The organism is Changpingibacter yushuensis (genome assembly GCF_014041995.1).
Taxonomy (GTDB): domain Bacteria; phylum Actinomycetota; class Actinomycetes; order Actinomycetales; family Actinomycetaceae; genus Changpingibacter; species Changpingibacter yushuensis.
This window is the reverse complement of sequence record NZ_CP059492.1, coordinates 1,498,132-1,523,444: the sequence shown is the minus strand read 5'-3', so window position 1 is coordinate 1,523,444 and position 25,313 is coordinate 1,498,132. Positions and strand designations below refer to the sequence as shown.

General features: G+C 57.3%; 21 protein-coding genes and 1 riboswitch. All 21 genes read left to right on the top strand.

Annotated features, from left to right (window positions below):
- The 21 genes from H2O17_RS06610 (at nucleotide 1) to hisG (ending at nucleotide 25,305) form a co-directional block, all read left to right on the top strand.
- Nucleotides 1–975 carry an aspartate carbamoyltransferase catalytic subunit gene (locus H2O17_RS06610; protein ID WP_182048969.1) on the top strand — a complete coding sequence of 325 codons (975 nt, stop codon included), beginning with the start codon at nucleotides 1–3 and terminating at the stop codon, nucleotides 973–975.
- Nucleotides 972–2,300, top strand: coding sequence for a dihydroorotase (locus tag H2O17_RS06605; RefSeq protein WP_182048968.1), 1,329 nt, complete (start codon nucleotides 972–974; stop codon nucleotides 2,298–2,300). Before H2O17_RS06610 ends, H2O17_RS06605 begins: the two co-directional genes overlap by 4 nt.
- On the top strand, nucleotides 2,300–3,517 hold the full coding sequence (carA, locus tag H2O17_RS06600) for a glutamine-hydrolyzing carbamoyl-phosphate synthase small subunit (protein ID WP_182048967.1): 1,218 nt from the start codon (nucleotides 2,300–2,302) through the stop codon (nucleotides 3,515–3,517). The genes H2O17_RS06605 and carA overlap by 1 nt, the downstream gene beginning before the upstream one ends.
- Nucleotides 3,517–6,828 carry a carbamoyl-phosphate synthase large subunit gene (gene carB, locus H2O17_RS06595; RefSeq protein WP_182048966.1) on the top strand — a complete coding sequence of 1,104 codons (3,312 nt, stop codon included), beginning with the start codon at nucleotides 3,517–3,519 and terminating at the stop codon, nucleotides 6,826–6,828. Before carA ends, carB begins: the two co-directional genes overlap by 1 nt.
- Entirely contained in the window at nucleotides 6,825–7,667 is an 843-nt protein-coding gene (pyrF, locus tag H2O17_RS06590) for an orotidine-5'-phosphate decarboxylase (RefSeq protein ID WP_182048965.1), read from the top strand. Before carB ends, pyrF begins: the two co-directional genes overlap by 4 nt.
- A gap of 235 nt (nucleotides 7,668–7,902) precedes the next feature.
- The gene (mihF, locus tag H2O17_RS06585) at nucleotides 7,903–8,214 is read left to right on the top strand and encodes an integration host factor, actinobacterial type (RefSeq protein WP_182048964.1); all 312 of its coding nucleotides are present in this window, start codon (nucleotides 7,903–7,905) and stop codon (nucleotides 8,212–8,214) included.
- 84 nt (nucleotides 8,215–8,298) lie between these two features.
- Complete coding sequence (gmk, locus tag H2O17_RS06580; RefSeq protein ID WP_182048963.1) at nucleotides 8,299–8,883, top strand: guanylate kinase; 585 nt, start codon at nucleotides 8,299–8,301, stop codon at nucleotides 8,881–8,883.
- A gap of 35 nt (nucleotides 8,884–8,918) precedes the next feature.
- Nucleotides 8,919–9,188: a DNA-directed RNA polymerase subunit omega gene (rpoZ, locus tag H2O17_RS06575; RefSeq protein WP_182048962.1), complete on the top strand. Its 270-nt coding sequence runs from the start codon at nucleotides 8,919–8,921 to the stop codon at nucleotides 9,186–9,188.
- Nucleotides 9,185–10,468: a bifunctional phosphopantothenoylcysteine decarboxylase/phosphopantothenate--cysteine ligase CoaBC gene (coaBC, locus tag H2O17_RS06570; protein WP_182050971.1), complete on the top strand. Its 1,284-nt coding sequence runs from the start codon at nucleotides 9,185–9,187 to the stop codon at nucleotides 10,466–10,468. The genes rpoZ and coaBC overlap by 4 nt, the downstream gene beginning before the upstream one ends.
- 25 nt (nucleotides 10,469–10,493) lie before the next feature.
- Nucleotides 10,494–11,693, top strand: a complete 1,200-nt coding sequence (metK, locus tag H2O17_RS06565; RefSeq protein ID WP_182048961.1) for a methionine adenosyltransferase — start codon at nucleotides 10,494–10,496, stop codon at nucleotides 11,691–11,693.
- Nucleotides 11,694–11,860: 167 nt separating this feature from the next.
- On the top strand, nucleotides 11,861–13,996 hold the full coding sequence (locus tag H2O17_RS06560) for a primosomal protein N' family DNA-binding protein (RefSeq protein ID WP_182048960.1): 2,136 nt from the start codon (nucleotides 11,861–11,863) through the stop codon (nucleotides 13,994–13,996).
- 24 nt (nucleotides 13,997–14,020) lie between these two features.
- Nucleotides 14,021–14,947, top strand: coding sequence for a methionyl-tRNA formyltransferase (gene fmt, locus H2O17_RS06555; protein WP_182048959.1), 927 nt, complete (start codon nucleotides 14,021–14,023; stop codon nucleotides 14,945–14,947).
- The gene (locus H2O17_RS06550; protein WP_182048958.1) at nucleotides 14,944–16,362 is read left to right on the top strand and encodes an RsmB/NOP family class I SAM-dependent RNA methyltransferase; all 1,419 of its coding nucleotides are present in this window, start codon (nucleotides 14,944–14,946) and stop codon (nucleotides 16,360–16,362) included. The genes fmt and H2O17_RS06550 overlap by 4 nt, the downstream gene beginning before the upstream one ends.
- 11 nt (nucleotides 16,363–16,373) lie before the next feature.
- Nucleotides 16,374–17,036, top strand: coding sequence for a ribulose-phosphate 3-epimerase (gene rpe / locus H2O17_RS06545; RefSeq protein ID WP_182048957.1), 663 nt, complete (start codon nucleotides 16,374–16,376; stop codon nucleotides 17,034–17,036).
- Between the two features lie 129 nt (nucleotides 17,037–17,165).
- The gene (ppk2, locus tag H2O17_RS06540; RefSeq protein ID WP_182048956.1) at nucleotides 17,166–18,041 is read left to right on the top strand and encodes a polyphosphate kinase 2; all 876 of its coding nucleotides are present in this window, start codon (nucleotides 17,166–17,168) and stop codon (nucleotides 18,039–18,041) included.
- Between the two features lie 120 nt (nucleotides 18,042–18,161).
- On the top strand, nucleotides 18,162–19,658 hold the full coding sequence (gene putP, locus H2O17_RS06535; protein ID WP_246311175.1) for a sodium/proline symporter PutP: 1,497 nt from the start codon (nucleotides 18,162–18,164) through the stop codon (nucleotides 19,656–19,658).
- Between the two features lie 73 nt (nucleotides 19,659–19,731).
- Nucleotides 19,732–21,954, top strand: coding sequence for an MMPL family transporter (locus H2O17_RS06530; protein ID WP_182048955.1), 2,223 nt, complete (start codon nucleotides 19,732–19,734; stop codon nucleotides 21,952–21,954).
- Between the two features lie 83 nt (nucleotides 21,955–22,037).
- Nucleotides 22,038–22,156: riboswitch (FMN riboswitch) on the top strand.
- A gap of 90 nt (nucleotides 22,157–22,246) precedes the next feature.
- Nucleotides 22,247–23,020, top strand: coding sequence for an ABC transporter permease (locus tag H2O17_RS06525; protein ID WP_182048954.1), 774 nt, complete (start codon nucleotides 22,247–22,249; stop codon nucleotides 23,018–23,020).
- 56 nt (nucleotides 23,021–23,076) lie between these two features.
- The gene (locus H2O17_RS06520; RefSeq protein WP_182048953.1) at nucleotides 23,077–24,105 is read left to right on the top strand and encodes an ABC transporter substrate-binding protein; all 1,029 of its coding nucleotides are present in this window, start codon (nucleotides 23,077–23,079) and stop codon (nucleotides 24,103–24,105) included.
- An 86-nt stretch (nucleotides 24,106–24,191) separates the two neighbouring features.
- Complete coding sequence (locus H2O17_RS06515; protein ID WP_182048952.1) at nucleotides 24,192–24,455, top strand: phosphoribosyl-ATP diphosphatase; 264 nt, start codon at nucleotides 24,192–24,194, stop codon at nucleotides 24,453–24,455.
- A gap of 7 nt (nucleotides 24,456–24,462) precedes the next feature.
- Nucleotides 24,463–25,305, top strand: a complete 843-nt coding sequence (gene hisG, locus H2O17_RS06510) for an ATP phosphoribosyltransferase (RefSeq protein ID WP_182048951.1) — start codon at nucleotides 24,463–24,465, stop codon at nucleotides 25,303–25,305.
- Nucleotides 25,306–25,313: the final 8 nt, after the last annotated feature.

Genomic DNA, 25,313 nt, shown 5'->3' with positions numbered 1-25,313 from the left:
ATGAAGCATCTCCTTTCCACCCAAGATATGGCTCGTGAAGAGGCCATCCTTATCCTTGACACGGCGGAAGCGATGGCAGCTTCACAGCTCCGCACCATCAAGAAGCTTCCCGTGTTGCGCGGCCGCACTGCTGCCACACTGTTCTTTGAGGACTCCACCCGCACTCGGTTGTCTTTCGAAACGGCTGCCAAGCGCTTGTCGATGGACGTCATTTCCTTCTCTGCCAAGGGATCCTCGGTATCGAAGGGGGAATCCCTGAAGGATACCGCCCAAACAATCGTGGCAATGGGGGCAGAGGCGCTCATTGTGCGCCATAATGCATCAGGTGCTCCAGCACGGCTCGCATCGACAGGGTGGGTTGATGTTCCAATCCTCAATGCGGGGGATGGCACTCACCAGCATCCCACTCAAGCGCTTCTCGATGCGTTTACACTGCGCAGGCACTTCCACAACGGCGCAAATGTCCCAGCACCTGAAGGCTCCGATTTGGCGGGCGCGCGCGTGGTTATTGTTGGTGACATTCTCCATTCCCGCGTGGCACGTTCCAATGTTCAGTTGTTGACAACCTTGGGTGCTGACGTCACGTTGGTTGGCCCGCCTACACTCCTTCCCATTGGAATGGAGGAATGGCCCTGCTCGGTCTCATACAACTTGGACCAAGCGTTGGAAGATCAACCCGATGCCGTCATGATGTTGAGGATTCAGCGTGAGCGTATGAGTCATGCAGGTGGTGGATTCTTCCCCTCTCCACTCGAATACCACCGCGCATTTGGATTGAACGCGGTTCGGCTCTCACGCCTGAGTGACAATGCCATTGTTATGCATCCCGGTCCTATGAACCGCGGACTTGAGATCACTGCGGAAGCTGCGGATTCCCACCATTCAGTCATCATCGAGCAGGTTGCCAACGGAGTTTCCGTGCGCATGGCTGCGCTCTATCTTCTGCTTGCGCACGGTGAGGAGATCCAAAAATGAGCGAGTACATAATTCAGAACGCTAATCTCCTAGGCGAGCGGATCGTGGATATCCACGTGCGCGACGGCGTCGTAGTTGCGGTTGGCACGGCAGTCTCTGCTCCGCTCGCAACTGTGGTGGATGCCGCTGGCCTCATCGCTCTTCCGGGACTTGTTGATCCGCATACTCATCTGCGTGAGCCTGGCCGGGAGGATTCAGAAACGGTACTCACCGGCTCACAGGCCGCTGCTGCGGGAGGCTACACCTGCGTCAACGCAATGGCGAACACCAAGCCGTGCCAAGACAATGCGGGGGTCGTGGAGCAGGTGCTCAACCTCGGTAAGGAAGCGGGCTACGTGGATGTGCGCCCGGTTGGCGCGGTATCGAGCGCGCTGGCGGGCGAGCATTTGGCCGAACTCGGCGCGATGGCCGAATCCGAGGCTCGGGTGCGCTACTTCTCCGACGACGGGATGTGCGTTTCAGATCCCGTGCTCATGCGCCGGGCACTCGAGTACGTCAAGGCGTTCGACGGCGTCGTCGCTCAACATGCCCAGGATCCGCGTCTCACGGCCGGCTCTCAAATGCACGAGGGCGATGTTTCGGCCGAACTCGGGCTGGCCGGTTGGCCCGCTGTGGCAGAGGAAGCAATTGTGGCGCGCGATATTCTGTTGGCGCAACACGTGGGAAGCCGAGTCCACATTCTTCATCTCTCGACCGCAGGTTCGGTGGGACTTGTGCGATGGGCGAAGGCCCAAGGAATGCCTGTCACAGCTGAAGCGACCCCACACCATCTGTCCCTCGATCATTCGGAAGCCCGTTCCTATGACCCGCGCTTCAAAGTGAACCCACCACTGCGCACGCGCGAGGACATCGCAGCACTGCGTGAAGGCGTGGTGGATGGGACTATCGATGTCATTGGGACAGACCACGCTCCACATCCTGAAGAGGATAAGGACTGTGAGTGGGCTGCTGCCGCCAACGGAATGATCGGTCTGGAGACGGCGCTTTCCGTTATTCAAGAAACTCTCGTCCAGCCCGGGCTCGTCTCGTGGGCCGATGTAGCCCGCCTCATGAGTTTCGAACCAGCTAAGCTCTGCCAGAACGAGGGCCAAGGCCGCCCGATCGAGCCGGGCGAACCGGCAAACCTCTGCCTAGTGGACCCCACAGCTCGGCGTACCGTACTGGGCCGCGACGAACATTCAAAGTCCGCAAACACTCCGTGGGAAGGCCGCGAACTTCCCGGCCGAGTGGAGTACACGTTCTATCGTGGTGTGCCCACCTTGTGGCAGGGGACGCTGCGCACTCAAACCGAAATCGCTGAAGAACGAATGGGAGTGACCAAGTGATGGCACCAAATCAGAAGGATCCAGCAGTTGTAGTGCTGGAAGATGGAACCACATTCGTTGGACATGCATACGCGGCACGCGGCCGCACCCTAGGCGAGATCGTCTTCTCTACCGGAATGACGGGGTATCAAGAGACCTTCACGGATCCCTCGTACCACCGTCAGATTATCGTCATGACGGCTCCCCACATCGGGAACACTGGCGTCAACTCCGAGGATCCCGAATCCACGCAGTACTGGGCCGCTGGCGTTGTGTTGCGCGATCCGGCTCGCCGATCTTCGAACTGGCGCGCCACAGGTGAGCTGGAGGATTCTTTGGAAGCCCAAGGAGTAGTGGGCATCTGTGATATTGATACTCGCGCTCTCACACGCCATCTCCGCGAGCGCGGTGTGATGCGTGCCGGCATCTTCTCGGGCGCCGCCATCCCTTCTGGGGCTGCAGAGCGAAACCCGGCCGCCATCGAAGTTCTGCTCGGCATCGTGCGCCAACAACCATTAATGGCTGGGGCAAACCTCGCGGCGGAGGTTTCGACCGATGAAGCATACGTGGTAGAGCCTGAAAACGAACCTCTGGCCACAGTGGTTGCCGTTGATCTTGGTATCAAAGCACGCACACCGCAACAGTTGGCTGCCCGAGGTGCGCGCGTGGTGGTTGTTCCAGCCTCAACAACGCTTGCCAAGATCGAGGAGCTGCACCCAGACGGCGTCTTCTTCTCTAATGGCCCGGGTGACCCTGAGGTCGCCACCACACAGATCGAGTTGCTGCGCGGGGTCCTAGAAGCAGGATATCCGTTCTTTGGAATCTGCTTCGGTAATCAGTTGCTGGGCCGCGCGCTTGGCTACGGCACGTACAAACTGGAGTATGGACACAGGGGAGTGAACCAGCCAGTGTTGGATCGTTCCACTGGCAAGGTTGAGATCACGGCGCACAACCACGGATTTGCGGTGGACGCCCCAACAGATGGCCCCTCGAATTCTCCCTACAAAGACGGTCATTTTGGCCGCGTCGAAGTCTCACACATCGGATTGAACGACGACGTCGTCGAAGGCTTGCGTTGCCTTGACATTCCAGCGTTCTCTGTTCAGTACCATCCGGAAGCGGCCGCGGGGCCGCACGATGCTTCTTACCTCTTTGACCGCTTCATCGACATGATGACTGCCCATCGCGAGGATGCCGCCACAGGCGCAGCAGCCAGCGAAGGAAAGGACCAGATCTGATGCCACGTCGCACCGATATTTCTTCCGTACTCGTTATCGGATCAGGCCCCATCGTCATTGGTCAGGCGTGCGAGTTCGATTACTCAGGCACTCAGGCTTGTCGCATCCTCAAGGAGGAAGGCATCCGAGTGATTCTGGTCAACTCCAACCCGGCCACCATTATGACGGATCCGATTTTGGCGGATGCGACATACGTGGAGCCCATCACGCCTGAAGTGCTTGAGCAGGTTATCGCCAAGGAACGCCCCGATGCGCTTCTTCCAACCCTCGGTGGGCAGACTGCTCTGAACACCGCCATGGCTCTTGTTGAGAACGGGATTCTGGCTATGTACGGCGTGGAGCTCATCGGCGCGAACGCCGAGGCAATCACCAAGGGGGAGGACCGCGAGGCCTTCAAGGAGGTGGTTGCCAAGTGTGGTGCCGAATCCGCACGCTCAATCATCTGCCACTCGATGGCTGATTGTGTTGCGGCCGCCGAAAAGCTCGGGTACCCCGTGGTTGTGCGTCCGTCATTCACCATGGGTGGGCTCGGATCTGGTTTTGCCTATGATGCGGCCGACCTTGAGCGTATCGCAGGCCAAGGCCTTCACTACTCAGCCACGACCGAAGTGCTTCTCGAAGAGTCGATCATCGGCTGGAAGGAGTATGAACTGGAGATCATGCGCGACCAAGCGGACAACGTCGTCGTCGTATGCTCCATTGAAAACGTTGATCCAGTAGGCGTGCATACGGGCGATTCCATTACGTGTGCTCCGGCGCTGACCCTGACGGACCGCGAATACCAGCGCTTGCGCGACATTGGCATTGCCATTATTCGCGAAGTGGGAGTGGATACCGGTGGGTGCAACATACAGTTTGCTGTAGATCCCGCCAGTGGCCGCGTGATCGTCATCGAGATGAATCCACGTGTTTCGCGCTCTTCTGCGCTCGCATCCAAGGCCACGGGATTCCCGATCGCCAAGATCGCCGCCAGGCTCGCGGTGGGCTACACACTAGATGAGATTCCCAACGACATCACCGCATCTACTCCGGCTTCTTTCGAACCGACGCTCGATTACGTGGTTGTGAAGGTTCCGCGGTTCGCATTTGAGAAGTTCCCCGACGCCGATTCCACGCTCACCACCACCATGAAATCCGTTGGTGAAGCGATGGCGTTGGGCCGCAACTTCACCGAAGCGCTGCAGAAGGCAATGCGTTCGATCGACAAAATGGGTTCGGTGTTCCACTGGAAGGGCGAAGTCCCTGACGCAGCTGCGGTGAACGGACTGCTGAAGAAGGCTCGAACACCTACCGAGGGCCGGTTGATTCAGGTGCAGCAGGCGCTGCGCGGGGGTGCCAGTATCGCTGAGGTCTTTGAGGCAACGAAAATTGATCCGTGGTTCCTCGATCAGATCTGCCTGATTAATGAAGTGGCTGATTCCCTTGCGGAAGGCGATGCGGTCACTCCTGAGGTAATGGAGAACGCCAAGCATCACGGCTTCTCTGATCTCCAGATTGCGGAGATTCGTGGGATTAGCGAAGAGGCCGTGCGTCAGATCCGTTGGGCTTACGGGCTCCATCCCGTCTTCAAGACCGTGGATACGTGCGCCGCTGAATTTGCGGCCCGTACGCCATATCACTACTCCAGCTATGATCAGGAAACGGAAGTCGCCCCGCGTGAGCGCCCGGCGATCATCATTTTGGGCTCCGGTCCCAACCGTATCGGTCAGGGCATTGAGTTTGATTACTCGTGCGTGCATGCAAGTCAAACCTTGGCTAGCGAATACGAGACAGTCATGATCAACTGCAATCCGGAGACGGTTTCGACTGATTACGACATCTCGAACCGGCTGTATTTTGAGCCATTGACGCTTGAGGACGTGCTTGAGGTCTATCTTGCTGAGGCGGCCGCCGGCCCTGTTGCTGGAATGTTTGTGCAGCTGGGCGGGCAGACGCCGCTTTCGCTTGCTAAGTCCTTGGAGGCGGCGGGAGTTCCCATTATTGGAACCAGCCCGGATGCCATTGATGCGGCCGAAGATCGCGCTTTGTTTGGCGGGGTTCTCTCCGACGCAGGTCTTCATGCTCCGGCTTACGGCACAGCCACCAATGACAAACAGACCATCGATATCGCAACGCGAATCGGCTATCCAGTCCTCGTTCGCCCCTCATACGTGTTAGGCGGGCGCGGCATGGAGATTGTCTATTCGGAGCATCAGCTGCGCGACTATCTTTCGCGCCATGAGACATCTCGGACAGATGCATCACGCCGCTCAGCTCCACTTCTGGTAGATCGTTTCCTCGATGATGCGATTGAGATCGATGTGGACGCTTTGTATGACGGCCAGGAGCTGTTCCTTGGTGGAGTCATGGAACACATCGAAGAGTGTGGAATCCATTCGGGGGATTCGGCATGTGTACTGCCGCCATTGACTCTTTCGCAGAACGTTATGGAGCAGATCCGCACGGCCACTGAAGCGATCGCCAAGGGCGTGGGCGTACACGGTTTGCTCAATATCCAGTTTGGTTTGATGAATGACATTCTCTATGTCATTGAGGCAAATCCGCGCGCTTCTCGAACCGTGCCATTTGTCTCCAAAGCGACAGGTGTTCAGCTTGCCCAGGCTGCCGCATGGGTTATGACGGGCCGCCCAATCGCCGAGCTACGTCAGGATGGTCTCCTGCCGGAAAGAGATGCCACCGTGATCGATCTCGATTCAGCCGTGGCGGTCAAGGAAGTTGTGCTTCCGTTCAAACGTTTCCAGACTCGTGGATCGCGAATTGTGGACACCATTCTTGGACCTGAGATGCGCTCGACTGGTGAAGTGATGGGGTATGCAGATACGTTCCCCGTTGCCTTCGCAAAATCGCAGGATGCTGCTTACGGTGGGCTTCCGGATGAGGGCGTGGTATTCGTTTCGGTAGCCGACCGCGACAAGGGTTCGATCATCTTCCCGATTCTCCAGATGGTCGAACTCGGTTTCCAGATCTTCGCCACTCAGGGTACTGCGGGTGTACTCAAGCGCTACGGTGTGCCCACTACAGTGGTCCGCAAGGATTCCGAGGGCGCTGGGCCGCAGGGTGAACCGACGATCGTAGATCTCATTTCTGCCGGCCACATCGATATGGTTCTCAATACCCCCGGAACCCGTGAGGCACGTAAGGACGGCTACGCAATTCGCGCCGCAACCACTGCTGCCGACAGACCAATCGTCACAACGGTAGAGGAATTCGGAGCGGCCGTCCAAGCGATTGCGGCCCGTCGGAAGGGGCAGTTCTCTGTCATGAGTTTGCAAGAACACGATTCCATGCGGTTGGCACGGGTTGCACGATGAGCGACGGATTTGGAGTACGCCTTCATCGACGCATGGAAGCCTTGGGTCCGGTATGTGCCGGTATAGACCCGCATGCTGGACTTCTGGCAAAGTGGGAGCTTTCCGACGACGCCCACGGTGTGCGTGAGTTTTCCATGCGCACGGTAGACGCGTTGTGGGATCGCGTTGCGGCTTTCAAACCTCAGTCGGCCTTTTTTGAGCGGCATGGTTCTGCCGGTATTGCGGTACTGGAGGAGCTCCTCGAACAGTGCAGGCAGGCTGGCGTGCCGGTGATCTTGGATGTCAAACGAGGCGATATTGGTTCCACGATGGATGGTTACGCAGATGCCTATCTTTCTGGCACTCTGCGTTCAGATTCATTCACGGTCTCGCCATACCTTGGTCCAGGGTCACTGGAGAAGACGGCGCAGCGCGCAGCTTCAGGCGGTCAAGGTTTGTTTGTGCTTGCGCTGACGTCCAATCCTGAAGGTGCTGAGGTTCAACATGTCAGTCAAGACGGCACAAGCGTGGCAGGCCGAGTAGTCAATGCCGTGGCTGCATGGAACCGCGCGGTTGAACCTCAAGGGGTAGGTCCGTTTGGTCTGGTGGTTGGAGCCACTATTGGAGATGCAGCCACTCGCTTGGGCATCGACGTGAGTGAGTTCCCAGGGCTGTTCTTGGCTCCAGGAGTTGGGGCGCAAGGAGCGGGTGCCGGCGAACTGCGGGAGGTCTTTGGTGGGGCGCAAGACCGTGTTCTGGCCTCTGCCTCACGCTCGATACTCGGTGCGGGACCTTCCGGGCAGGGACTGCGTGATGGACTGAGTAGGACAATCGAGATGGTATCCGCTGCTCACAGGTGATGTGGGTGGATGTGCACAGGAGTCGATCTGTGTGCACATCTGTTCATTGTTGGTGAGTTGTGCCGTACTCGTAGGCGATTCAGCGCTCTGACCTGCAGGTTTGCCAAAACAGGGGTAGTCCTTGGTAATTAATGCTTGAAAAACCCCAGATTGTGGCAAATTCTGCGCTAAGAATGTATCGAGCTGGAAAGAGTTCGGTTCTCTTGCCAGGTGTGACTAAGTCTAGGAGGCGATCGTGGCGTTACCGGCACTGACGGTGGAACAGCGGGCAGCTGCTCTCGAAAAAGCATCTATCGCACGCCAGCGGCGTGCGGAGCTCAAGCGGGATCTCAAAGAGGGCAAAGTGAAGCTCTCGGAGGTCCTGGAAATGGCTAAGGAAGACGAAGTTGTTGCCAAACTTCGCGTGACAGCGCTGCTCAGTTCGATGCCGGGCATCGGGGCTGCGAAGTCGCAACACATCATGGAGCAGTGCCAGATTTCCGAGTCCCGCCGGGTGGCAGGACTCGGCAGGCACCAGAAGGAGGCGCTCATCGAGCGCTTCGGGTAAGGGCTGGGAGGTGTCGCACACATGACACCGACCGGCGCATCAACGCTTGGGTCGTGGCTGAGTTTTCGTGGCACGATGTAGTTCATGATCGAGCACATCGGCGACAAGTCAGCCCCGGCCCATCCATTTGTTATTTCGGGGCCATCTGGCGTAGGTAAGGGCACAGTTCTTTCCTACGTCGTCAAAGACCACCCCGAGATTTGGCTATCGGTTTCAGCCACCACCCGCCAGCCTCGGCCGGGGGAAGTTCACGGTAAGCACTACTACTTCCTTACCGAGGCAGAGTTCGATGCCATGGTGGATCAAGGTCAGATGCTCGAGTGGGCACTAGTACACGGAACGGACCGGTACGGCACGCCGCGCAAACCGGTTGCGGATGCGATAGCGGCTGGAAAGACCGCGGTTCTTGAAGTGGACCTCAAAGGGGCTCGCCAGATCCGCCAGTCGATGCCAGAGGCCACGCAGATATTCCTCGTTCCTCCCTCGTGGGAGGAACTTGAGCGCAGGTTGCGCGGTCGGGGCACCGAATCAGAGGAACAGATTGAGCGTCGTCTGGAGACTGCGCGCCAAGAGCTTGCGGCACAATCTGAGTTCGATGTGGTTGTGAAGAATGATTCAGTGTCCCGTGCCACGGCTCAGTTGCTCCACATCATGGGCATTGAGCGCTAAACTATTGGCTTGCACGCCGACTGAAGAGGTAAGACATGTTTGGAACCGTTCCGGAACCTGAAGGCATCACTAATCCGCCGATCGACGACCTCCTCGAGCACGTCGATTCAAAGTATGCGCTGGCTGTTTATGGTGCCAAGCGCGCCCGCCAGATCAATTCCTATCGCCAGGAAATGAAGCGCGGAGATGGCAACATCACGCACTTTGGTCCGCTCGTTGAGGCTGGTCCTGAGGATAAGCCACTTTCGATCGCACTTGAGGAGATTGCTGCAGGGAAGATCGAGTGGGGCTCTCCGGCAGAATGATATCGCTGAGGGCCTCCCACGCGGGGGGCCCTTTCCGTGTGGTCGTTGGTGTAACTGGTGGCATCGCCGCTTATAAGGCATGCACACTCGTGCGAATCCTCGTGAAGGCGGGCATCGACGTCACGGTTGTTCCCACTCATGCAGCGCTTGACATGGTTGGCGCTACCACATGGGAAGCTCTCTCGGGAAAACCTGTGTACGTGGACGTCACTGACGATGCGCCTCATGTGACTCACGTCCGCTTGGGCAAAGAAGCTGACCTCGTGGTGGTTGCTCCAACTACTGCTCACACCCTTGCCAAGGTGAGCGCTGGACTCGCAGATAACCTGTTGACGTCCACCCTCTTGGTAGCGACATGCCCCGTGATGCTCGTGCCCGCAATGCACACAGAAATGTGGCTCAATCCGGCAACCCAAACCAATGTGGCCACACTGCGCTCTCGTGGTATCGATGTGGTTGAACCGGCAGTAGGTAGGCTAACGGGTCCGGACTCTGGCCCGGGCCGCATGCCAGAACCGGAGACGATCGCTAGTCTTGTCTTCAAGCGGCTTGGAATGGGCGAAGAAGCAGAAGAAGCAGTGCCAGAATCTGCGCCCATTCAAGATCTGGCTGGACTCAAGATCGCAATCAGTGCTGGTGGCACCCGCGAAGCAATCGACCCCGTGCGCTTCATAGGCAACAACTCCACTGGAAGTTTCGGTGCTCACCTGTCCGCTGAGGCCTCACGGCGTGGCGCATCCACCCGGTTCGTTGGGGCAAACGTATCCGAATCTGTGGTGAAGCTTGCTGCCACAGCCGATGTTGTTGAAGTCGTCTCAACGGAACAACTGATGAACGCGATGGATGAAGCAGCGCATTGGGCGGACGTCGTCGTCATGTCCGCGGCGGTAGCAGACTTCCGGCCGGAAGTTAGCCATGCCTCAAAACAGAAGAAGTCGGGAGCAAAGACCCGCACACTTACGCTTGTCGAGAATCCTGACATTTTGGCTGAACTCGCGCATCACCGGCGCAGAGAAGGTCAACTCGTTATGGGATTCGCAGCCGAAACCGGTGATAGTGCCGGAACTGTGCTTGAGTACGGCCAGCAGAAGGCGCGCCGAAAGGGCGCTGATTTGATGGTTATCAACGAAGTTGGCACAGGCAAGGGATTCGGTGAAATACCGACAGTCGTGACCATTGTGGACGGTGCGGGCAACGTCATTGCTTCCGGTCGCGGAACTAAGGCGGACGTCTCGCGGGTAATCCTCGATGCCGTCGCTTCCGTACGTTCAGGTAACTGAGCGCACGTCACCCCAAAGGAGAGTAATGACATACCGTCAACCGTTCACGTCCGAATCAGTGACCGAAGGTCATCCTGACAAGGTGTGCGACCAGATCTCTGACACGATCTTGGATGCGATTCTCACGGAGGATCCTCACGCCCGAGTTGCGGTTGAGACCATGGCCACCACAGGGCTGATCCACGTTGCCGGCGAAGTTACCACTGAGGCCTACGTTGAGATCCCGCAGTTGGTACGCAAGACCATCTGCGAAATTGGATACACCTCTTCGCGCGTTGGCTTTGATGGCGATTCCTGCGGCGTCACCTTGTCCATCGGTCAGCAATCACCTGACATCGCCGATGGTGTAGATCGCTCCCTAGAAGAACGTGAAGCAGCCGGTCACGAAATCGATCGCTACGATTCACAAGGCGCTGGCGATCAAGGCCTCATGTTCGGATATGCCTGCAATGAGACCAAGTCGCTCATGCCCGTGCCGATTCAGCTCTCACATCGGCTTGCCGAAAGGCTTGCGCGCGTGAGAAAAGACAGCATCGTTCCGGGGCTGCGGCCCGACGGCAAGACTCAGGTGACGATCTGGTATGAGGATGACAAGCCGGTTGGTATCGATACCGTGGTTATCTCCACCCAGCACGATCCAGATATGGATCGGCGTTGGCTCACAGGTGCGATTCGCGACAACGTTTTAGAGCCAGTCCTAGAGTCCGAAGGCATTGACTTGGACATGTCCACCATGAAGCTCACCGTGAATCCTTCTGGGAACTTTGTGATTGGTGGTCCTATGGGAGATGCTGGCCTGACCGGCCGCAAGATCATTGTTGATACGTATGGCGGCATGGCGCGCCACGGTGGTGGCGCTTTCTCGGGCAAAGATCCGTCGAAAGTTGACCGCTCTGCCGCGTATGCTGCCCGGTGGGTCGCAAAGAATGTGGTTGCATCGGGTCTAGCAGCTCGCTGCGAAATCCAGGTCGCATATGCGATTGGGCAGGCGCGTCCGGTTTCCGTGCGCGTGGAGACGTTCGGAACGCAGACTACACAGCTCTCGCGTATTCAAAATGCCGTTGACAAGGTCTTTGACCTTCGTCCAGCCGCCATCATCGATCAGCTTGACCTGTTGCGCCCCATCTATGCTCAGACCGCTGCCTACGGCCATTTTGGCCGCGAGCTGCGCAACTTCACCTGGGAGCGTACCGATCGTGTTGACGAGCTGTTGCGGGCAATCTAGCTTTCAGCAGTTTGTGCACCAGCGCTGCGCAGGAGAGCCTGCGTAGCGCCCAGAAAACTGGGAGCAATTCTTGGCGGCTCGCATGATGGTCGCAACCTGTGGAAGTGGATGTTGCGACCATCATGCGGGCCCGCGATGTGTCGGGACCGTACGCTAACGTAAGAGTTATGAACGATTCCATTCCTGGGCTGGGAGAGGTTGCGGCCTCGGGCTCGCAAGGCACTCTTCTCTCCATGGAACTGGATGAACGCGCTTATCGCGGCGAAGTTCCCAATCCAGTAGCGCATGTGCATCCTCTCATGTCGCAACCCCACATGGATCGGGTGTTCGATTACGAGATTCCTGCTGCCATGTCCGATCAGGTGCGATTCGGAACTCAGGTCAGCGTTGAGATAGGGTCCCAGCGTGTCTTGGGGTTTGTCGTAGGCCGTGATTCGCTTACGTCAATGTCTGGCCGGCTGCGGCGCATTCGCCGCGTGGTCTCTCGGATTCCCATGCTCACGGCTCCGATGTACGCACTGTGTGTGGCAGTTGCGCAACGGCAGGCAGCTTCCGTCGCGGATGCCTTGCGTTTGGCAATTCCGAATCGGCATGCCCACGAGGAAGCAGAGTACCTTGCGGAACGGGTTGAACTGCCGATAATGGAGTCGCCGCACCCCCAAGATCCACGCGTGTGGGAGCCCTATGTAGGCGGTGAAGCATTCCTTTATCATCTGTCTGTTGGTCAATCACCGCGAGCAGTGTGCGCTGCGCTTCCGGGCAAAGCCGGAGGAATCGAGCAGATCGCTGCTGCGTGCGCCGCAACCCTAGACTCCCACAGATCTGTGGTCGTTGTGGTTCCCACAGCTCGCCGCGCAGCACGGATAGCAGATTCACTTGAGCATTTACTCGGTATTGAAGTCGCGCGTCTGGTATCGGAAGATATTCAATCTGTCCGCTACCGGAACTTTCTGCATGCGCTGGGAGGCGAGGCTCGGGTCGTAGTGGGAACACGTGCGGCATCCTGGGCCCCTGTTGAAGAACTTGGGCTGTGCATCGTGGTAGATGATGCTGCTCCCACATTGCGCGAACAGCGGGCCCCTTACTGCGAGGCACGCGATGTGCTCATGCTTCGCGCACACGGTGAAGGTGCAGGCTTCCTCGTCTTCTCGCCCTACGTAAGTGAACAGTCAGCCGCCCTCGTTGAATCTGGATGGGCGGCATTGTTGCGTGGATCGGATGCAGCAACCGTGGCGGCCTTGCCACGTATCTCAAGCCCGGAGCAATGGACACGCGATAGTGCGCAGTGGTCTCGGATTCCAGAATCTGCGTTCGCATTGGTGCGGCAGAGCCTGCACAACGGCCCAGTTCTGGTAGTGGTTCCGCGGGCGGGATACCTTCCCATCGTTGCTTGTGCCGCCTGCCACGCGTTGGCTTCATGCTCTGTATGCGGCGGTGCGCTTTCAATCGACCAGCCTCATGCACCAGCGCTCTGCCGCAGGTGTGGAGCGAGCTTTCCGGCGTGGAAGTGCCCCGAATGCTCCTCAGGGTCTCTGCGCGCTGCACGCGTGGGTTCGCATCGGACTGCCGAAGAGATTGGCCGGGCTTTTCCCGGAGTCGGCGTCATTCTTTCTGGGGCCCAATCAGCAGATGGCATCTCAGAAAACGTATCGGACCGATCACGAATAGTGGTCGCAACGCCAGGTGCAGAACCCACAGCAGATGGCGGGTTTGCTGCGGCTCTGGTTCTGGACTCACGGTTTCTTCTAGGGGAAGGGTTGGGGTCTGAAACCGACTTCTTGCGAAAAGCTGGCCGGATCGTGACACGGGTCAAGCCCGCTCGGGCCGGCGGGCATGTGATGTTTGCTGGAGGTATCGAGCCGCGCTTGTTGGAAACCCTAACATCTTGGCGTCATCCGGAAGCGGCGCACGCTCTGCTCGAAGAACGTTCCGCGCTGGCTCTACCGCCCACAGCTCGGTGGTTCGCTATAGCTGGATCGCTCCCGGATCTACGGCGTGTTCTAGGAATCATTCGCTCAGATCTCATCGAATCAGGGCACGGGCAAGCTCAGTCTTCGAACGAACAGCCTGCCATCCGGCCGTCATTAGAGGCAGTACTGGCTGGGGGCCTGCATGAACTCGTGACCGGAGTTGAACTGCTCGGGCCGTCTGAAGCCCGGCGTCCACGTGAACACACCATTTACCTGCGTACCACCTTGGGTGGGGCCAAGGCCCTAGCAGGTTCAATACGGCGCGGGTACTGTGAATACAGTGCAAAGTCAATCGGTGCGCCCTTGCGCATTGAAGTAGATCCAAACATGTAGTGCCTTGCACGTAGAATTGTGCGCGTGCGTATTCTATTTGCTGGAACTCCAGAAACTGCCGTGCCGTCCCTCCTGCGGTTGGTTGAAGCAGGTCATGATGTGGTGGCGGTCCTTACTCGTGCTCCTGCGCGTGCGGGAAGAAGCCACAAGTTACGAAACTCCGCTGTACATGACGCTGCGGAGCGACTGGGAATCCCAGTACTCACGCCAGCATCTCTCCGTAACGCTGAAATCCGTGAACAGATCGTGGAACTGGCGCCGCAAGCCGTGGCAGTTGTGGCATATGGCTTGATCATCCCATCGGAACTCTTAGATGTTCCCACTCATGGCTGGATAAACCTCCATTTCTCGTTGTTGCCCGCTTGGCGAGGCGCAGCTCCCGTCCAGTATGCAATTGCCGCTGGTGACGAAATCACAGGCGCCTCCACATTTCGCATTGAAAAAGGCCTAGACACAGGCCCGGTCTTCGGTATGGTCACCGAACAGATCAAACCCACTGACACCGCAGGTGATCTCTTGGAGCGACTAGCAGGATCCGGCGCAGAACTTCTGGCTCAGACTTTCAGTCTGCTCGAATCGGGCCAAGCTGTTGCTACTGCGCAACAAGGAGTTCCTAGCCATGCACCAACAATTTCAACCCAAGCAGCCAAGGTCAATTGGCAACATCCCGCCGTTGCAATCGAACGGCATATCAGGTCCCTGACCCCAGCCCCAGGAGCCTGGACCTTACTCGCGGGCAGCCGTGTGAAACTGGGCCCGGTCACACAAGTGCCCACGGTAACTGATCTCGGGCCGGGCGAACTGCGCGAGGACCTCGTGGGAACCGGCAGCCACGCACTTCGACTCGGCTGGGTGGCGCCCGCGGGAAAGAAGCAGATGCTGGCCACCGATTGGTTGCGGGGCGCCCGCCTAGAACCTGGAATGTCATTTGATCTGGAGGATGCAGAATGAACAAACGGCCAAAGCACTGGCATCCACGCCACAAGGAGTCCGATCCGGCACGCTTGGTAGCATTCGACGTCATTCGCGCAGTGAATGCCGACGACGCTTACGCGAACCTCATTATGCCCCGCGAAATCCGGCGCGCTGGGTTGCGCAGGTTGGATGCTGCCTTTGCCACCAACCTGTGTTATGGCACGCTCCGAATGCGAGGCCGGTGGGATGCTGTCATTTCCCGCTGTGTGCAGGATCGCGACATCCTTAGTATTGACCCTCCCGTGCTGGATTTGCTGCGCCTAGGATGCCATCAGCTTCTCGACTTCCACACACCCGTGCATGCGGCTATCAATGAGACAGTTACGATCGCGCGGAATGAACTTGGCCAGAACACGGGCGGATTCGTTAATGCAGTTCTGCGTCGCGTGAGCGAAAAAGCTGACGACTGGGAGGAGATCCTGCGGTCCTCTTCCACCTCTGAACGCGCCTTCATCTCAACGTGGTACTCACATCCGCGATGGGTCGTGGAAGCACTTGAGGAATCATTAGTAGCAAACGGACGATCATCCGATGAGCTCACGAGCCTTCTCGAAGCAGACAACACGCCAGCCAAGGTGGCGCTGGTGCCACGCGAAATCACGCGCGAACAGCTGGAAGCCAACCTTGAGCAGTTCCATGTGAGCTACCAAGGCGGATACCTGATGCCACAAGCAGTTCTGATTGATTCGGGTGACCCACACAGAATTCGCTCAGTCCAAAACGGCGCTGCGGGCGTTCAGGATGAGGGCAGTCAGCTTATCGCTGGGATACTCGCAGAAGCTCCGATCGAGGGGTCAGACGAGTTGTGGCTAGATATGTGTGCAGGTCCTGGTGGAAAGACTGCCACGCTCGCAGCTGTGGCCAGCCAGCGTGGTGCTCGGATACACGCTAACGAACCTTTCGCGCATCGTCTAGACTTGGTTGCCGATTCCGTGGAACCTTGGGCCGATACGGTGGCCCTGCGCCTTGGTGACGGACGCGAACTTGGTGTTATGGAGAGCGAAACGTATGATCGCATCCTCGTTGACGCACCATGTTCAGGTCTGGGTGCGTTGCGCCGCAGACCTGAGGCAAGATGGCGGAAGCAAGGCAGTGATGTCACAGATCTTGCGGTTCTCCAGAGTGAACTTCTGGCAGCAGCATTTGCGGCTCTGCGTCCTGGAGGAGCGCTCGTGTATTCCACATGTTCGCCAGTCCTCGCGGAGACCCACGCGATTGTCACAGGATTCTTTGCCAACCATCCGCAGGCCGCACTAGTTGACTGCGGCCCTATTGCTTCGTCTATTGCCGTGCGTGACGTACCTTCTCACAACGGTTTCATCCAGTTGTGGCCCGACAGGGACCAGACCGACGGAATGTTCATTGCGTTGATAACAAAGAACCAGAAGTAGGGAGATATGGAATGAGCGTCGTCATCTCACCGTCCATTCTGAACTGCGATTTTGGGCATCTCGCGGATGAGCTGTCCAAGATCGCACATGCCGATTACGCGCACGTGGACATCATGGACAACCATTTTGTTCCCAACCTGGCGCTTGGCCTGCCGATCGTCGAGGCTGCAGTAGCGTATTCACAGATTCCAGTTGACGCCCACCTCATGATTGAGGAACCAGATCGATGGGCGCCAGTATATGCAGAACTCGGTTGTGCATCCGTCTCTTTCCACGCTGAGGCTGTCCAAGCCCCGGTTCGGTTGGCGCGTGAGCTACACGCCATGGGAACGCGCGCCAGTTTGGCGCTTCGGCCTGCCACACCGATCGAGCCCTACCTCGACATTCTTGCGGAGTTCGATCAAATCCTTATCATGACTGTGGAACCGGGATTTGGCGGGCAGTCGTTCCTCGACTCTATGTTGCCGAAGATCGCAAGGACACGCGACGCAGTGCGCCGTTCCGGGCTCGATGTGTGGATCCAGATCGACGGCGGAGTCTCACGCTCGACTATCGAACGAGCTGCCGAGGCAGGCGCAAATAACTTCGTGGCTGGATCTGCAGTGTTCAAGTCTGAGGATGCTTCTGCAGAAGTTGATCTTCTACGAGGACTCGCCGAAAGCCATATGCACTGACTTCTGCAACAACGTGTTTTTGCGCTGTGATCCATAGCGGAACTCGTCATCGCTCCGACCCACGTGTTCCGGAATCTGATCCGTAGGTTTGGTGTGTGAGCTACGGCAAACCCGGCTACGCTGAGCTTCATGACCAAGAATGAAAAGGTGCCCAAGCTCAACAAAGATCTTTACGAAGCCGAGCTGGAGGAGCTGCAAGCCCAGCTGGTCGAGATGCAAGAGTGGGTCAAGCAGAGCGGAAGCCGCGTCATCATCATCTTTGAGGGGCGTGACGCTGCTGGCAAGGGTGGCGCGATCAAGCGGATCACTGAGCCTCTCAATCCGCGCGTCGCTCGTATTGTGGCCTTACCGGCCCCGACGGAGCGTCAGAGGACCCAGTGGTACTTCCAACGCTATGTGGAGCATCTTCCGGCCGCCGGCGAGATTCGGCTGTTCGATCGCTCGTGGTACAACCGTGCGGGTGTGGAGCGTGTCATGGGCTATTGCACCCCCGAGGAGTACCGCAGGTTCCTTCAGCAATGCCCTGTATTTGAACGACTCCTTGTGGATGATGGCATCATCGTGCTCAAGTACTGGTTCTCTGTCTCCGACAAGGAGCAGCTCAAGCGTTTCAAGTCACGACTGACCGATCCCATGCGCAGATGGAAACTCTCCACCACCGACCTCGAGTCGATTACAAAATGGGAGGACTACTCCCGAGCCAAGGATGACATGTTCATCCAGACTGATATCTCTGAAGCTCCGTGGTACGTAGTGGAGTCCGAGGACAAGCGAAAAGCGCGCCTCAACGTTATGCACCACATACTCTCCAGCGTGCCTTGGGAGCGCGTCGAGCTTCCCGAACTGAAGATTCCAAAGCGCCCCAAGTCCACCGGGTACCGCCGAATAGATCGGAGCCTGCAGAAAGAGGTACCAGACTTCGCCGCCACGATTACGTCCGAGCGCATGCCTGCGAGGTATGTGGATAAAGAAGATGAGGTACTCAACGGAGAATCACCTGAATGAGGTCTGGCGCCGGGAGTCGGATGTGGACGCCTGATTCCGAGCTGAACAAGTTGAGATAGGTTTCAGTTGCCCGCGTGCAATCCAGCATCTGCCAAAGTGGTGATGCTACGAACGTCACCGATGATGAAAGATGAACTCATGGACCAGAACTTCATGTACCTAGCGCTCGTAGTGTATTTCGCAGGACTACTCTATATTGGCTATCTCGCATATCGCAGAACTGAGACTCATGAGGATTTCATGGTGGGCGGACGAGGCCTGCCGCCATGGGTCGCGGCGCTTTCTGCTGGTGCTTCGGACATGTCTGGTTGGCTCATAATGGGTCTGCCTGGGGCGATATATGCCACAGGGTTGATTGAATCATGGATTGCGATCGGTTTGTCCATCGGTGCATATCTCAACTGGAAGCTTGTGGCACCTCGCCTCCGGGCGTACACCGAAGTGGCTCGGAACTCCATCACGATTCCCAGTTTCTTTGAGAACCGGCTCAAGGATAAGTCTCATATTCTTCGAATCGCCTCCAGTCTCATTATTCTTGTATTCTTTACGCTCTACGTATCGTCCGGCATGGTAGCAGCGGGAGTCTTCTTTGAGAGTTCATTTGACGGAAGCTACATCGTTGGAATGTTGGTGGTTGTAGGTATCACCCTTATTTACACGTTCTTTGGTGGATTCCTTGGTGCATCTCTGACAGACGTCGCCCAAGGCATCATGTTGTTGGTTGCACTCGGCGTGGTGCCTATCGCTGGGATCATTGCGGTGGGCGGAATAGGTGAGACAGCGCAAACCGTTAGCGCGGTGGCACCCGGAAACCTCTCCTTCTTCGGAACGGGAGAGTTCTCTTCCACAGTTGTGCTCACCATCGTTTCCGGCCTAGCTTGGGGATTGGGCTACTTCGGCCAACCCCATATTGTTGTCAGGTTTATGGCCCTGCGCAGCCCGAAAGAAGCAGGACGAGCGCGTCGAATCGGCATGTCGTGGATGATCATCTCGCTCACAGGTGCTGTGCTATCAGGACTAGTGGGCATTGCGTTCTTCTACAGTCGAAACGAAACTCTGCCGAACCCTGAAACGGTCGTCTTGCGTATGTCAACCCTTCTACTGCATCCTTTCTTCGCTGGTCTGGTACTCGCGGCAGTGTTGGCGGCCATCATGAGTACGTTCTCGAGTCAGCTCGTTGTATGCTCGTCAGCTTTGGTCGAGGATCTGTATAGGGTCATCAATAAGAAGCCACCTTCGGCGCGCCGCCTTGTTCTACTTGGCAGGCTTTGCGTCGTGGTGGTAGCTTTGGCGGCTCTTTTGCTAGCGCTGAATCCTGATGATTCAATTCTTGGTCTAGTCAGTTTCGCATGGGCCGGTTTCGGTGCAGCTTTCGGTCCCATTACCCTTCTCAGCCTCTACTGGCGTAAGCTCACCAATTGGGGTGCTTTGGCGGGCATGGTCACTGGCACTGTCGTCGTGTTCCTGTGGGATGCGCTGAATACGGGCCTGTATGAGTTGTTGCCTGCATTTGTACTCGCCACTGTGGCAGCGTGGGTGGTAAGTCTCGTAACGCATCAGCCCAACTCTGAGATCACTGATGAGTTCAATCGTGCGGAAAATCTGGCAAAGGCGTGACCGGCTTTTCCAAAGCGGTGGGCTGACTCCCGTTTTACATGTCTGGCCGGCAAGCGGCGAGGGGCAGTGGACGATGTTCAGACGGTTGGGTGTGGGCGTATCTCGGCATCCATGGATGGTCATTCTCACGTGGCTGGTTTTGACCTTGACGATGGCTGGGGCCGCCGCATTTGGGTATGGCCACGGCGGGTTGTTCGAGCGAATGGCAACGTCTGACTTCGTTGTGCCGGGTTCAGAGTCAGAGGCAGTCACGGATTCTACTGCTGCCGATCCGCAGTCTGGAGAGTCAGTCATCATCGTGGTCCAAGGCGTAGACCTCCGCGATGATTCGGATTCAGTGGCCGCGTTTGCGCAGGAATACCGGGGGCTTCTCGACGGCGTCGGTGTGGCTTCGGTTGTGGACCCGTTCTCATCGGGCGATCCAGCGGATTCTGCGTCGCAGGCAATGCTCTCCAGTCAGGGTGACGGCTACGTCGTCGTCGTACGTATGGAAGCAGACCTATCCGATTCTGCCGAGGCCAAGAGCCGCCAGAACTTGACGAATGGAATTCAGGAGTATGACGGGAGGCTTGCGAGCACGTTTGGCGGCGCCGCCACTGCTACAGAAGTCTCAGACGCGGCGATTTCTGATTCAACGATGGAGCTCATCCAGCGCGACTTGATCCGCGGAGAGAGCGTCAGCCTTCCCGTGGCAGCGGTTCTCATGGTGGTGGTATTTGGAGGCGTTCTTGCCGCCTGCATGCCTCTCATTGGTGCGATCACAGCAATTCTTGTTGGGCTCGGTTTGATCTGGGTAGCCACGTTCGTCATCTCAATCGATTCGTTTATTCTGAACGTTGTTTCGATTATTGGAGTGGCTCTTTCGATCGACTACGGGTTGCTTGTAGTTGCGCGATTCCGTGAAGAGGGCGCCAAGCTGATGGGAAAGGTGGACCTCGCGGGCCCGCGAGCGCGCCCAGATATCGTCGAGCCTGCCGTGACTGAAGCTGTTGCTATGGCTGGGCGAACGGTGGCGTTCTCCGCTATCACGATTGCCTGTGCCATATCCGGGCTTATGACAATGCGCCTGTATGTACTCAAGACCATCAGCTTGGGTGGAATCGTAGTTACGCTTCTGGCAGTTCTCGCGGCGATTACCTTGGTTCCTGCACTTCTCACCATCTTGGGCCGAAAGATCCTTGGAGTTTCGCCGGTTACTCGCGTCCCGGTATTGAGCGCCTTAGTCCGTATGGTGAGCGATTCCTCGTCCGACGACGGCGTGTTCTCACGGATCGCTCGGCGCGTTCAGGCGCACCCGTGGCGGGTCATGGCGGGCACGTTGGCGTTGCTTGTCATGATGACGTTACCGCTGCACAGCTTCACGATGCGCAGCAATATGAGCGATTACATCCCTCAGGATTCGGCTCTTTCACAAGCCTATGACACGCTTCAGACCAACTACCCAGCACTGGCAACTCCTTCGGTGCAGGCCGTAGTTGGCATTCCTGTGGAGGATTCGAACGCGGTGGTTTCAGCTATAGAGGAAATCAATGGCATAGATTTCGTTGTGGCGCAGCCGCTGGATTCCGATCCGACGATGACCCTCATCAACGTGCGAGTCAGCGCAGCCGATCAGACAGGCTCCGAAGTCAGCGCCGTGATGGAACAGATGCGTGACATGGATGTGGGTTCTCGTATGTGGGTTGGGGGCGCCGCGGCGCTCCAACGCGACATCGTCGACTCTATGACTGCCGACGCTCCGCTTGCTCTTGCCGTGGTAGTGGTTGCGGTGATGGTCCTGCTGTTCCTCATGACTGGATCGCTGTTGGTTCCTATCAAGGCGCTGATTATCAATTCTCTGTCTTTGCTGGCCGCCTTGGGCGCTACAAGCTTCATCTTCCAGCAGGGCATAGGTGTGCCCGTCACGGATGGACTAGTGGCGTTCATTGTTGCGTGCATGATTGCGTTCGGGTTCGGGTTGGCTATGGACTATGAGGTCTTCTTGCTAGCGCGTATCAAGGAGTACTGGGACGCGGGGGAGAGCAACGACCTCGCAGTCGAGAAAGGCCTGCAGCGTTCTGGGCGTATCATCACGTCGGCCGCAGCGATTATCGTGGCTGTCTTCATCGGATTTGCCACTGGCGAGATGATCGCTATTGAGCAAATCGGTGTGGCACTTGCAATCATGGTGGTCACGGATGCCACTATTACGCGCTTGCTTCTTGTGCCGGCCACGATGACGGTCTTGGGCAAATGGAACTGGTGGGCGCCGCGGCCGCTTCAGCGTCTGGCAGAGCGAGTTGGCTTCCGCGAATAGCCAGAGTAGCCGATGCCACACGGAGTGTGACCAGGCCGAAGTTGCGATTGCCGGTGGTGCATGAGCATAATCAAAAAGAACACATTGTGCTCCGGGGTCAGTGAAAGTCTGAACCGGCGGTAATAGTCCGCGACCCGCATTTGCGGTGGACAGGGTGGAACTCCCTGACCGACGGTTAAAGTCCGGATGGGAGGCGCACGTGATTCAGCATGCATGTTCGCTTTGGGCGTCATGCGCATGCTGTCTTTCGTTCGTGTCTGAATTCCCCGAAGCTGAGTAGGGGAGAGGCATCGTGAAGTCAAGAAGGCGCAAAGCTTGGGTTCCATCGTTGGTCCTTGGCATCGTGCTGCTTGGAGTGTGGTGGGCAACCACTACGTTCGGAGTTATTGACACCGCATTTCTGCCAACTCCTCAATCGGCTGTCGGGCGCCTGATCTATGGGCTGCAGCAGGGTTACCTTGCCACGGCCACATGGGTCACGCTTCAGGAAGCTCTTGGCGGCTGCGCGATTGCAGCAATCTTGGGCATACCAACTGGTTACGGCATTGCTAAGTCGCGGCTTTTTGCCCGCGCTGTGCAGCCGTACCTCGCTGCGGCCCAGGCGATTCCTGCGGTTGCAATTGCTCCCCTCTTGACCATCTGGATTGGCTACGGCAAGCTTCCCATCATCGTTTTGTGCACGATTATGGTGGTTTTTCCCGTGGTCATCTCCAGTTCAGTTGGTTTCCGGCATATCAATCATGATGTGCTGGGCGCCGCGCGGTTGGATGGGGCATCGGGCTGGACTCTCATTCGCTACATGGAACTTCCTCTTGCAGCGCCCGGGATTCTAGCTGGATTGCGTACGGGATTCACGCTATCGATCACCGGTGCTGTGGTTGGCGAAATGATCATTGGCGGAAACGGCTTGGGGATGACGCTACTCAGCTCCCAGGGTTCCGCGGACGTCAAAGGCATGTTTGCCACGATCATCTTGCTTGCTTGCTGTGCTATGGCGATCTATGGCCTGATCGCATTCGTTGAGCAGAGAGCGAACTACCTGATTCGTGATGCGCGCCCACGCTGAGTACTCAGCGCATCGGTTGGCGGGGGAACTCGCCGGAAATCTGCATTTGAGGAAACATGAAGAAGATTCTTGCTGTTGTTGTGGGCGCTACATTGGCGCTTGCGGGTTGTTCGAGTCAATCAGACGATTCAGCCACTGGGACTACAACGGATACGACGAAGCTCACGCTGGGCTTGACATACATTCCAGATATTCAGTTCGCACCGTTCTATGTTGCGCTGGAGAATGGGTACTTTGCTGATGAAGGGCTTGACGTGACGCTTCGCCACCACGGCTCCCAAGAGGCACTACTGGGCGCCCTCCAATCGGGCGAAGAGGACGCGGTGTTTGCCGGCGGAGACGAGATGCTCCAGGGGCGTTCAAATGGGATTGACGTGGTCAATTGGGCCACGATGTACCAGGATTATCCTGTCACGCTGATCGTTCCGGCTGATTCGGATATCACGTCGATCGCTGACTTGAAGGGTCATTCGGTTGGCCTCCCAGGTGAGTATGGTGAGAACTACTTTGCCCTGCTCGCGATGATGAATGCCGCTGGCTTCTCAGATTCGGATATCGATGTCCAGTACATTGGCTACACCCAAGCGGCCGCGTTGGCATCGGGACAAGTGGACGCCATTATCGGCTACTCGAATTCTGATCTTGTGACGATAGCTTCGGCGTTGTCAGGGGATGGCTCAACGGGTGCTGCCGATCTCTCGACTGTGCGTTCGATCGATCTTGTGGACGGCGGTTTGCCGTTGGTCGCAGTGGGTATGGGATCGCTTTCTGAGAACCTCAGCAAGAACAAGGAAGCTTACGTCAAGGTGCTGGCTGCATTGGATAAGGCGATCCAGTTCTGCACAGAGAATCCCGATGAGGCCGTGGATATCTCGGCTAAGTACGTCACAGATTTGGTCGACGACGACCGCAAGGCAAATGCCAAGCAGGTGCTAGAGCAGACGCTGAAACTGTATACGGCAGGAGATGTTTTCGGTGAACAGGACGCTGACCTGTGGAACTCGATGGGATCTTTCATGGATCAGAACGGGCTGCTGGGCGGCTCAGTGGACGTCACTGAGGCTTTCGTCGACCTGACCAAGTAGATCGGTTTGCCCTGTCGCGCGGCCCGTTCGCAACTGCATTGCGGACGGGCCGCGTGCTTTGCATTCAGGCCTTGTAAGCTGGGAACGTGAAGACTTTTGACCAGCTCTTTGAAGAGTTGTCCCGTAAGGCAATTGAACGTCCGGAAGGTTCGGGCACTGTCGAGGAACTTGATCGCGGCGTCCATGGCATCGGCAAGAAGATTGTGGAGGAAGCCGGTGAAGTCTGGCTTGCAGCTGAATATGAGAGTGACGAATCCTTGGCTGAGGAGTCCTCTCAGTTGCTCTACCACCTTCAGGTCATGCTGATTGCGCGTGGCCTCACGCTCGACGACGTCTACCGCTACCTCTAGGAAACACATGTTGCGAATTGCCGTCCCCAACAAGGGGTCATTGTCCGCGCCAGCGTCTCAGATGCTTATTGAGGCAGGGTACCGCCAGCGCCGCGATCCCCGGGAACTTGTCCTGACGGACGCTGAAAACGATGTGGAGTTCTTCTTCATCCGTCCGCGCGATGTTGCGGTGTATGTGGGTGCGGGAACCGTGGACGTCGGAATTACTGGGCGCGATCTGCTGTTGGATTCGGGGGCCGATGCTACAGAGCATCGCCCACTTGGCTTTGCCCGCTCCACGTTCCGGTTCGCTGCGCCTAAGGGAACCTGCCAGTCGATCGAACACATTCGCGGCAAGCGGGTTGCCACCGCATATGACGGCCTTGTGCGTCAGTATCTGCAGGAACACGACATCCCCGCTGAAGTGGTTCACCTTGATGGTGCTGTTGAATCGTCGGTTCAGCTTGGGGTGGCAGATCTGATTGCTGACGTAGTTGAGACCGGCTCAACTTTGCGTCAGGCCGGGCTCGAAGTCTTTGGAGATCCGATCCTCAGCTCGGAAGCTGTGCTGATTGTGGGTAACCACGAGATCCCTGAGGGTCTCGAAGTTCTGGATCGCCGCCTAGAGGGTGTATTGGTTGCGCGCCGCTACGTCATGGTCGATTACGATTGTCCAGCCGAGCACCTCGAAGAGGCGATCAAGCTGACACCGGGTTTGCAATCGCCCACCATTTCTAACCTGCATGAGGATGGCTGGTTTGCCGTTCGGGCAATGGTCCCACAAAACGCCACTAACAGAGTGATGGATAGCTTGTATGAAGCAGGAGCCCGCGGCATCATCGTGACGCCGATTCTGGCCTGCCGAGTCTGAGTTCGATT

Bases quoted from the DNA above. Each gene is read 5' to 3' on its own strand.
- H2O17_RS06610 (WP_182048969.1), top strand. From the start codon at position 1: ATGAAGCATCTCCTTTCCACCCAAGATATGGCTCGTGAAGAGGCCATC.
- H2O17_RS06605 (WP_182048968.1), top strand. From the start codon at position 972: ATGAGCGAGTACATAATTCAGAACGCTAATCTCCTAGGCGAGCGGATC.
- carA (WP_182048967.1), top strand. From the start codon at position 2,300: ATGGCACCAAATCAGAAGGATCCAGCAGTTGTAGTGCTGGAAGATGGA.
- carB (WP_182048966.1), top strand. From the start codon at position 3,517: ATGCCACGTCGCACCGATATTTCTTCCGTACTCGTTATCGGATCAGGC.
- pyrF (WP_182048965.1), top strand. From the start codon at position 6,825: ATGAGCGACGGATTTGGAGTACGCCTTCATCGACGCATGGAAGCCTTG.
- gmk (WP_182048963.1), top strand. From the start codon at position 8,299: ATGATCGAGCACATCGGCGACAAGTCAGCCCCGGCCCATCCATTTGTT.
- rpoZ (WP_182048962.1), top strand. From the start codon at position 8,919: ATGTTTGGAACCGTTCCGGAACCTGAAGGCATCACTAATCCGCCGATC.
- coaBC (WP_182050971.1), top strand. From the start codon at position 9,185: ATGATATCGCTGAGGGCCTCCCACGCGGGGGGCCCTTTCCGTGTGGTC.
- metK (WP_182048961.1), top strand. From the start codon at position 10,494: ATGACATACCGTCAACCGTTCACGTCCGAATCAGTGACCGAAGGTCAT.
- H2O17_RS06560 (WP_182048960.1), top strand. From the start codon at position 11,861: ATGAACGATTCCATTCCTGGGCTGGGAGAGGTTGCGGCCTCGGGCTCG.
- H2O17_RS06550 (WP_182048958.1), top strand. From the start codon at position 14,944: ATGAACAAACGGCCAAAGCACTGGCATCCACGCCACAAGGAGTCCGAT.
- rpe (WP_182048957.1), top strand. From the start codon at position 16,374: ATGAGCGTCGTCATCTCACCGTCCATTCTGAACTGCGATTTTGGGCAT.
- ppk2 (WP_182048956.1), top strand. From the start codon at position 17,166: ATGACCAAGAATGAAAAGGTGCCCAAGCTCAACAAAGATCTTTACGAA.
- putP (WP_246311175.1), top strand. From the start codon at position 18,162: ATGATGAAAGATGAACTCATGGACCAGAACTTCATGTACCTAGCGCTC.
- H2O17_RS06530 (WP_182048955.1), top strand. From the start codon at position 19,732: ATGTTCAGACGGTTGGGTGTGGGCGTATCTCGGCATCCATGGATGGTC.
- H2O17_RS06520 (WP_182048953.1), top strand. From the start codon at position 23,077: ATGAAGAAGATTCTTGCTGTTGTTGTGGGCGCTACATTGGCGCTTGCG.
- hisG (WP_182048951.1), top strand. From the start codon at position 24,463: ATGTTGCGAATTGCCGTCCCCAACAAGGGGTCATTGTCCGCGCCAGCG.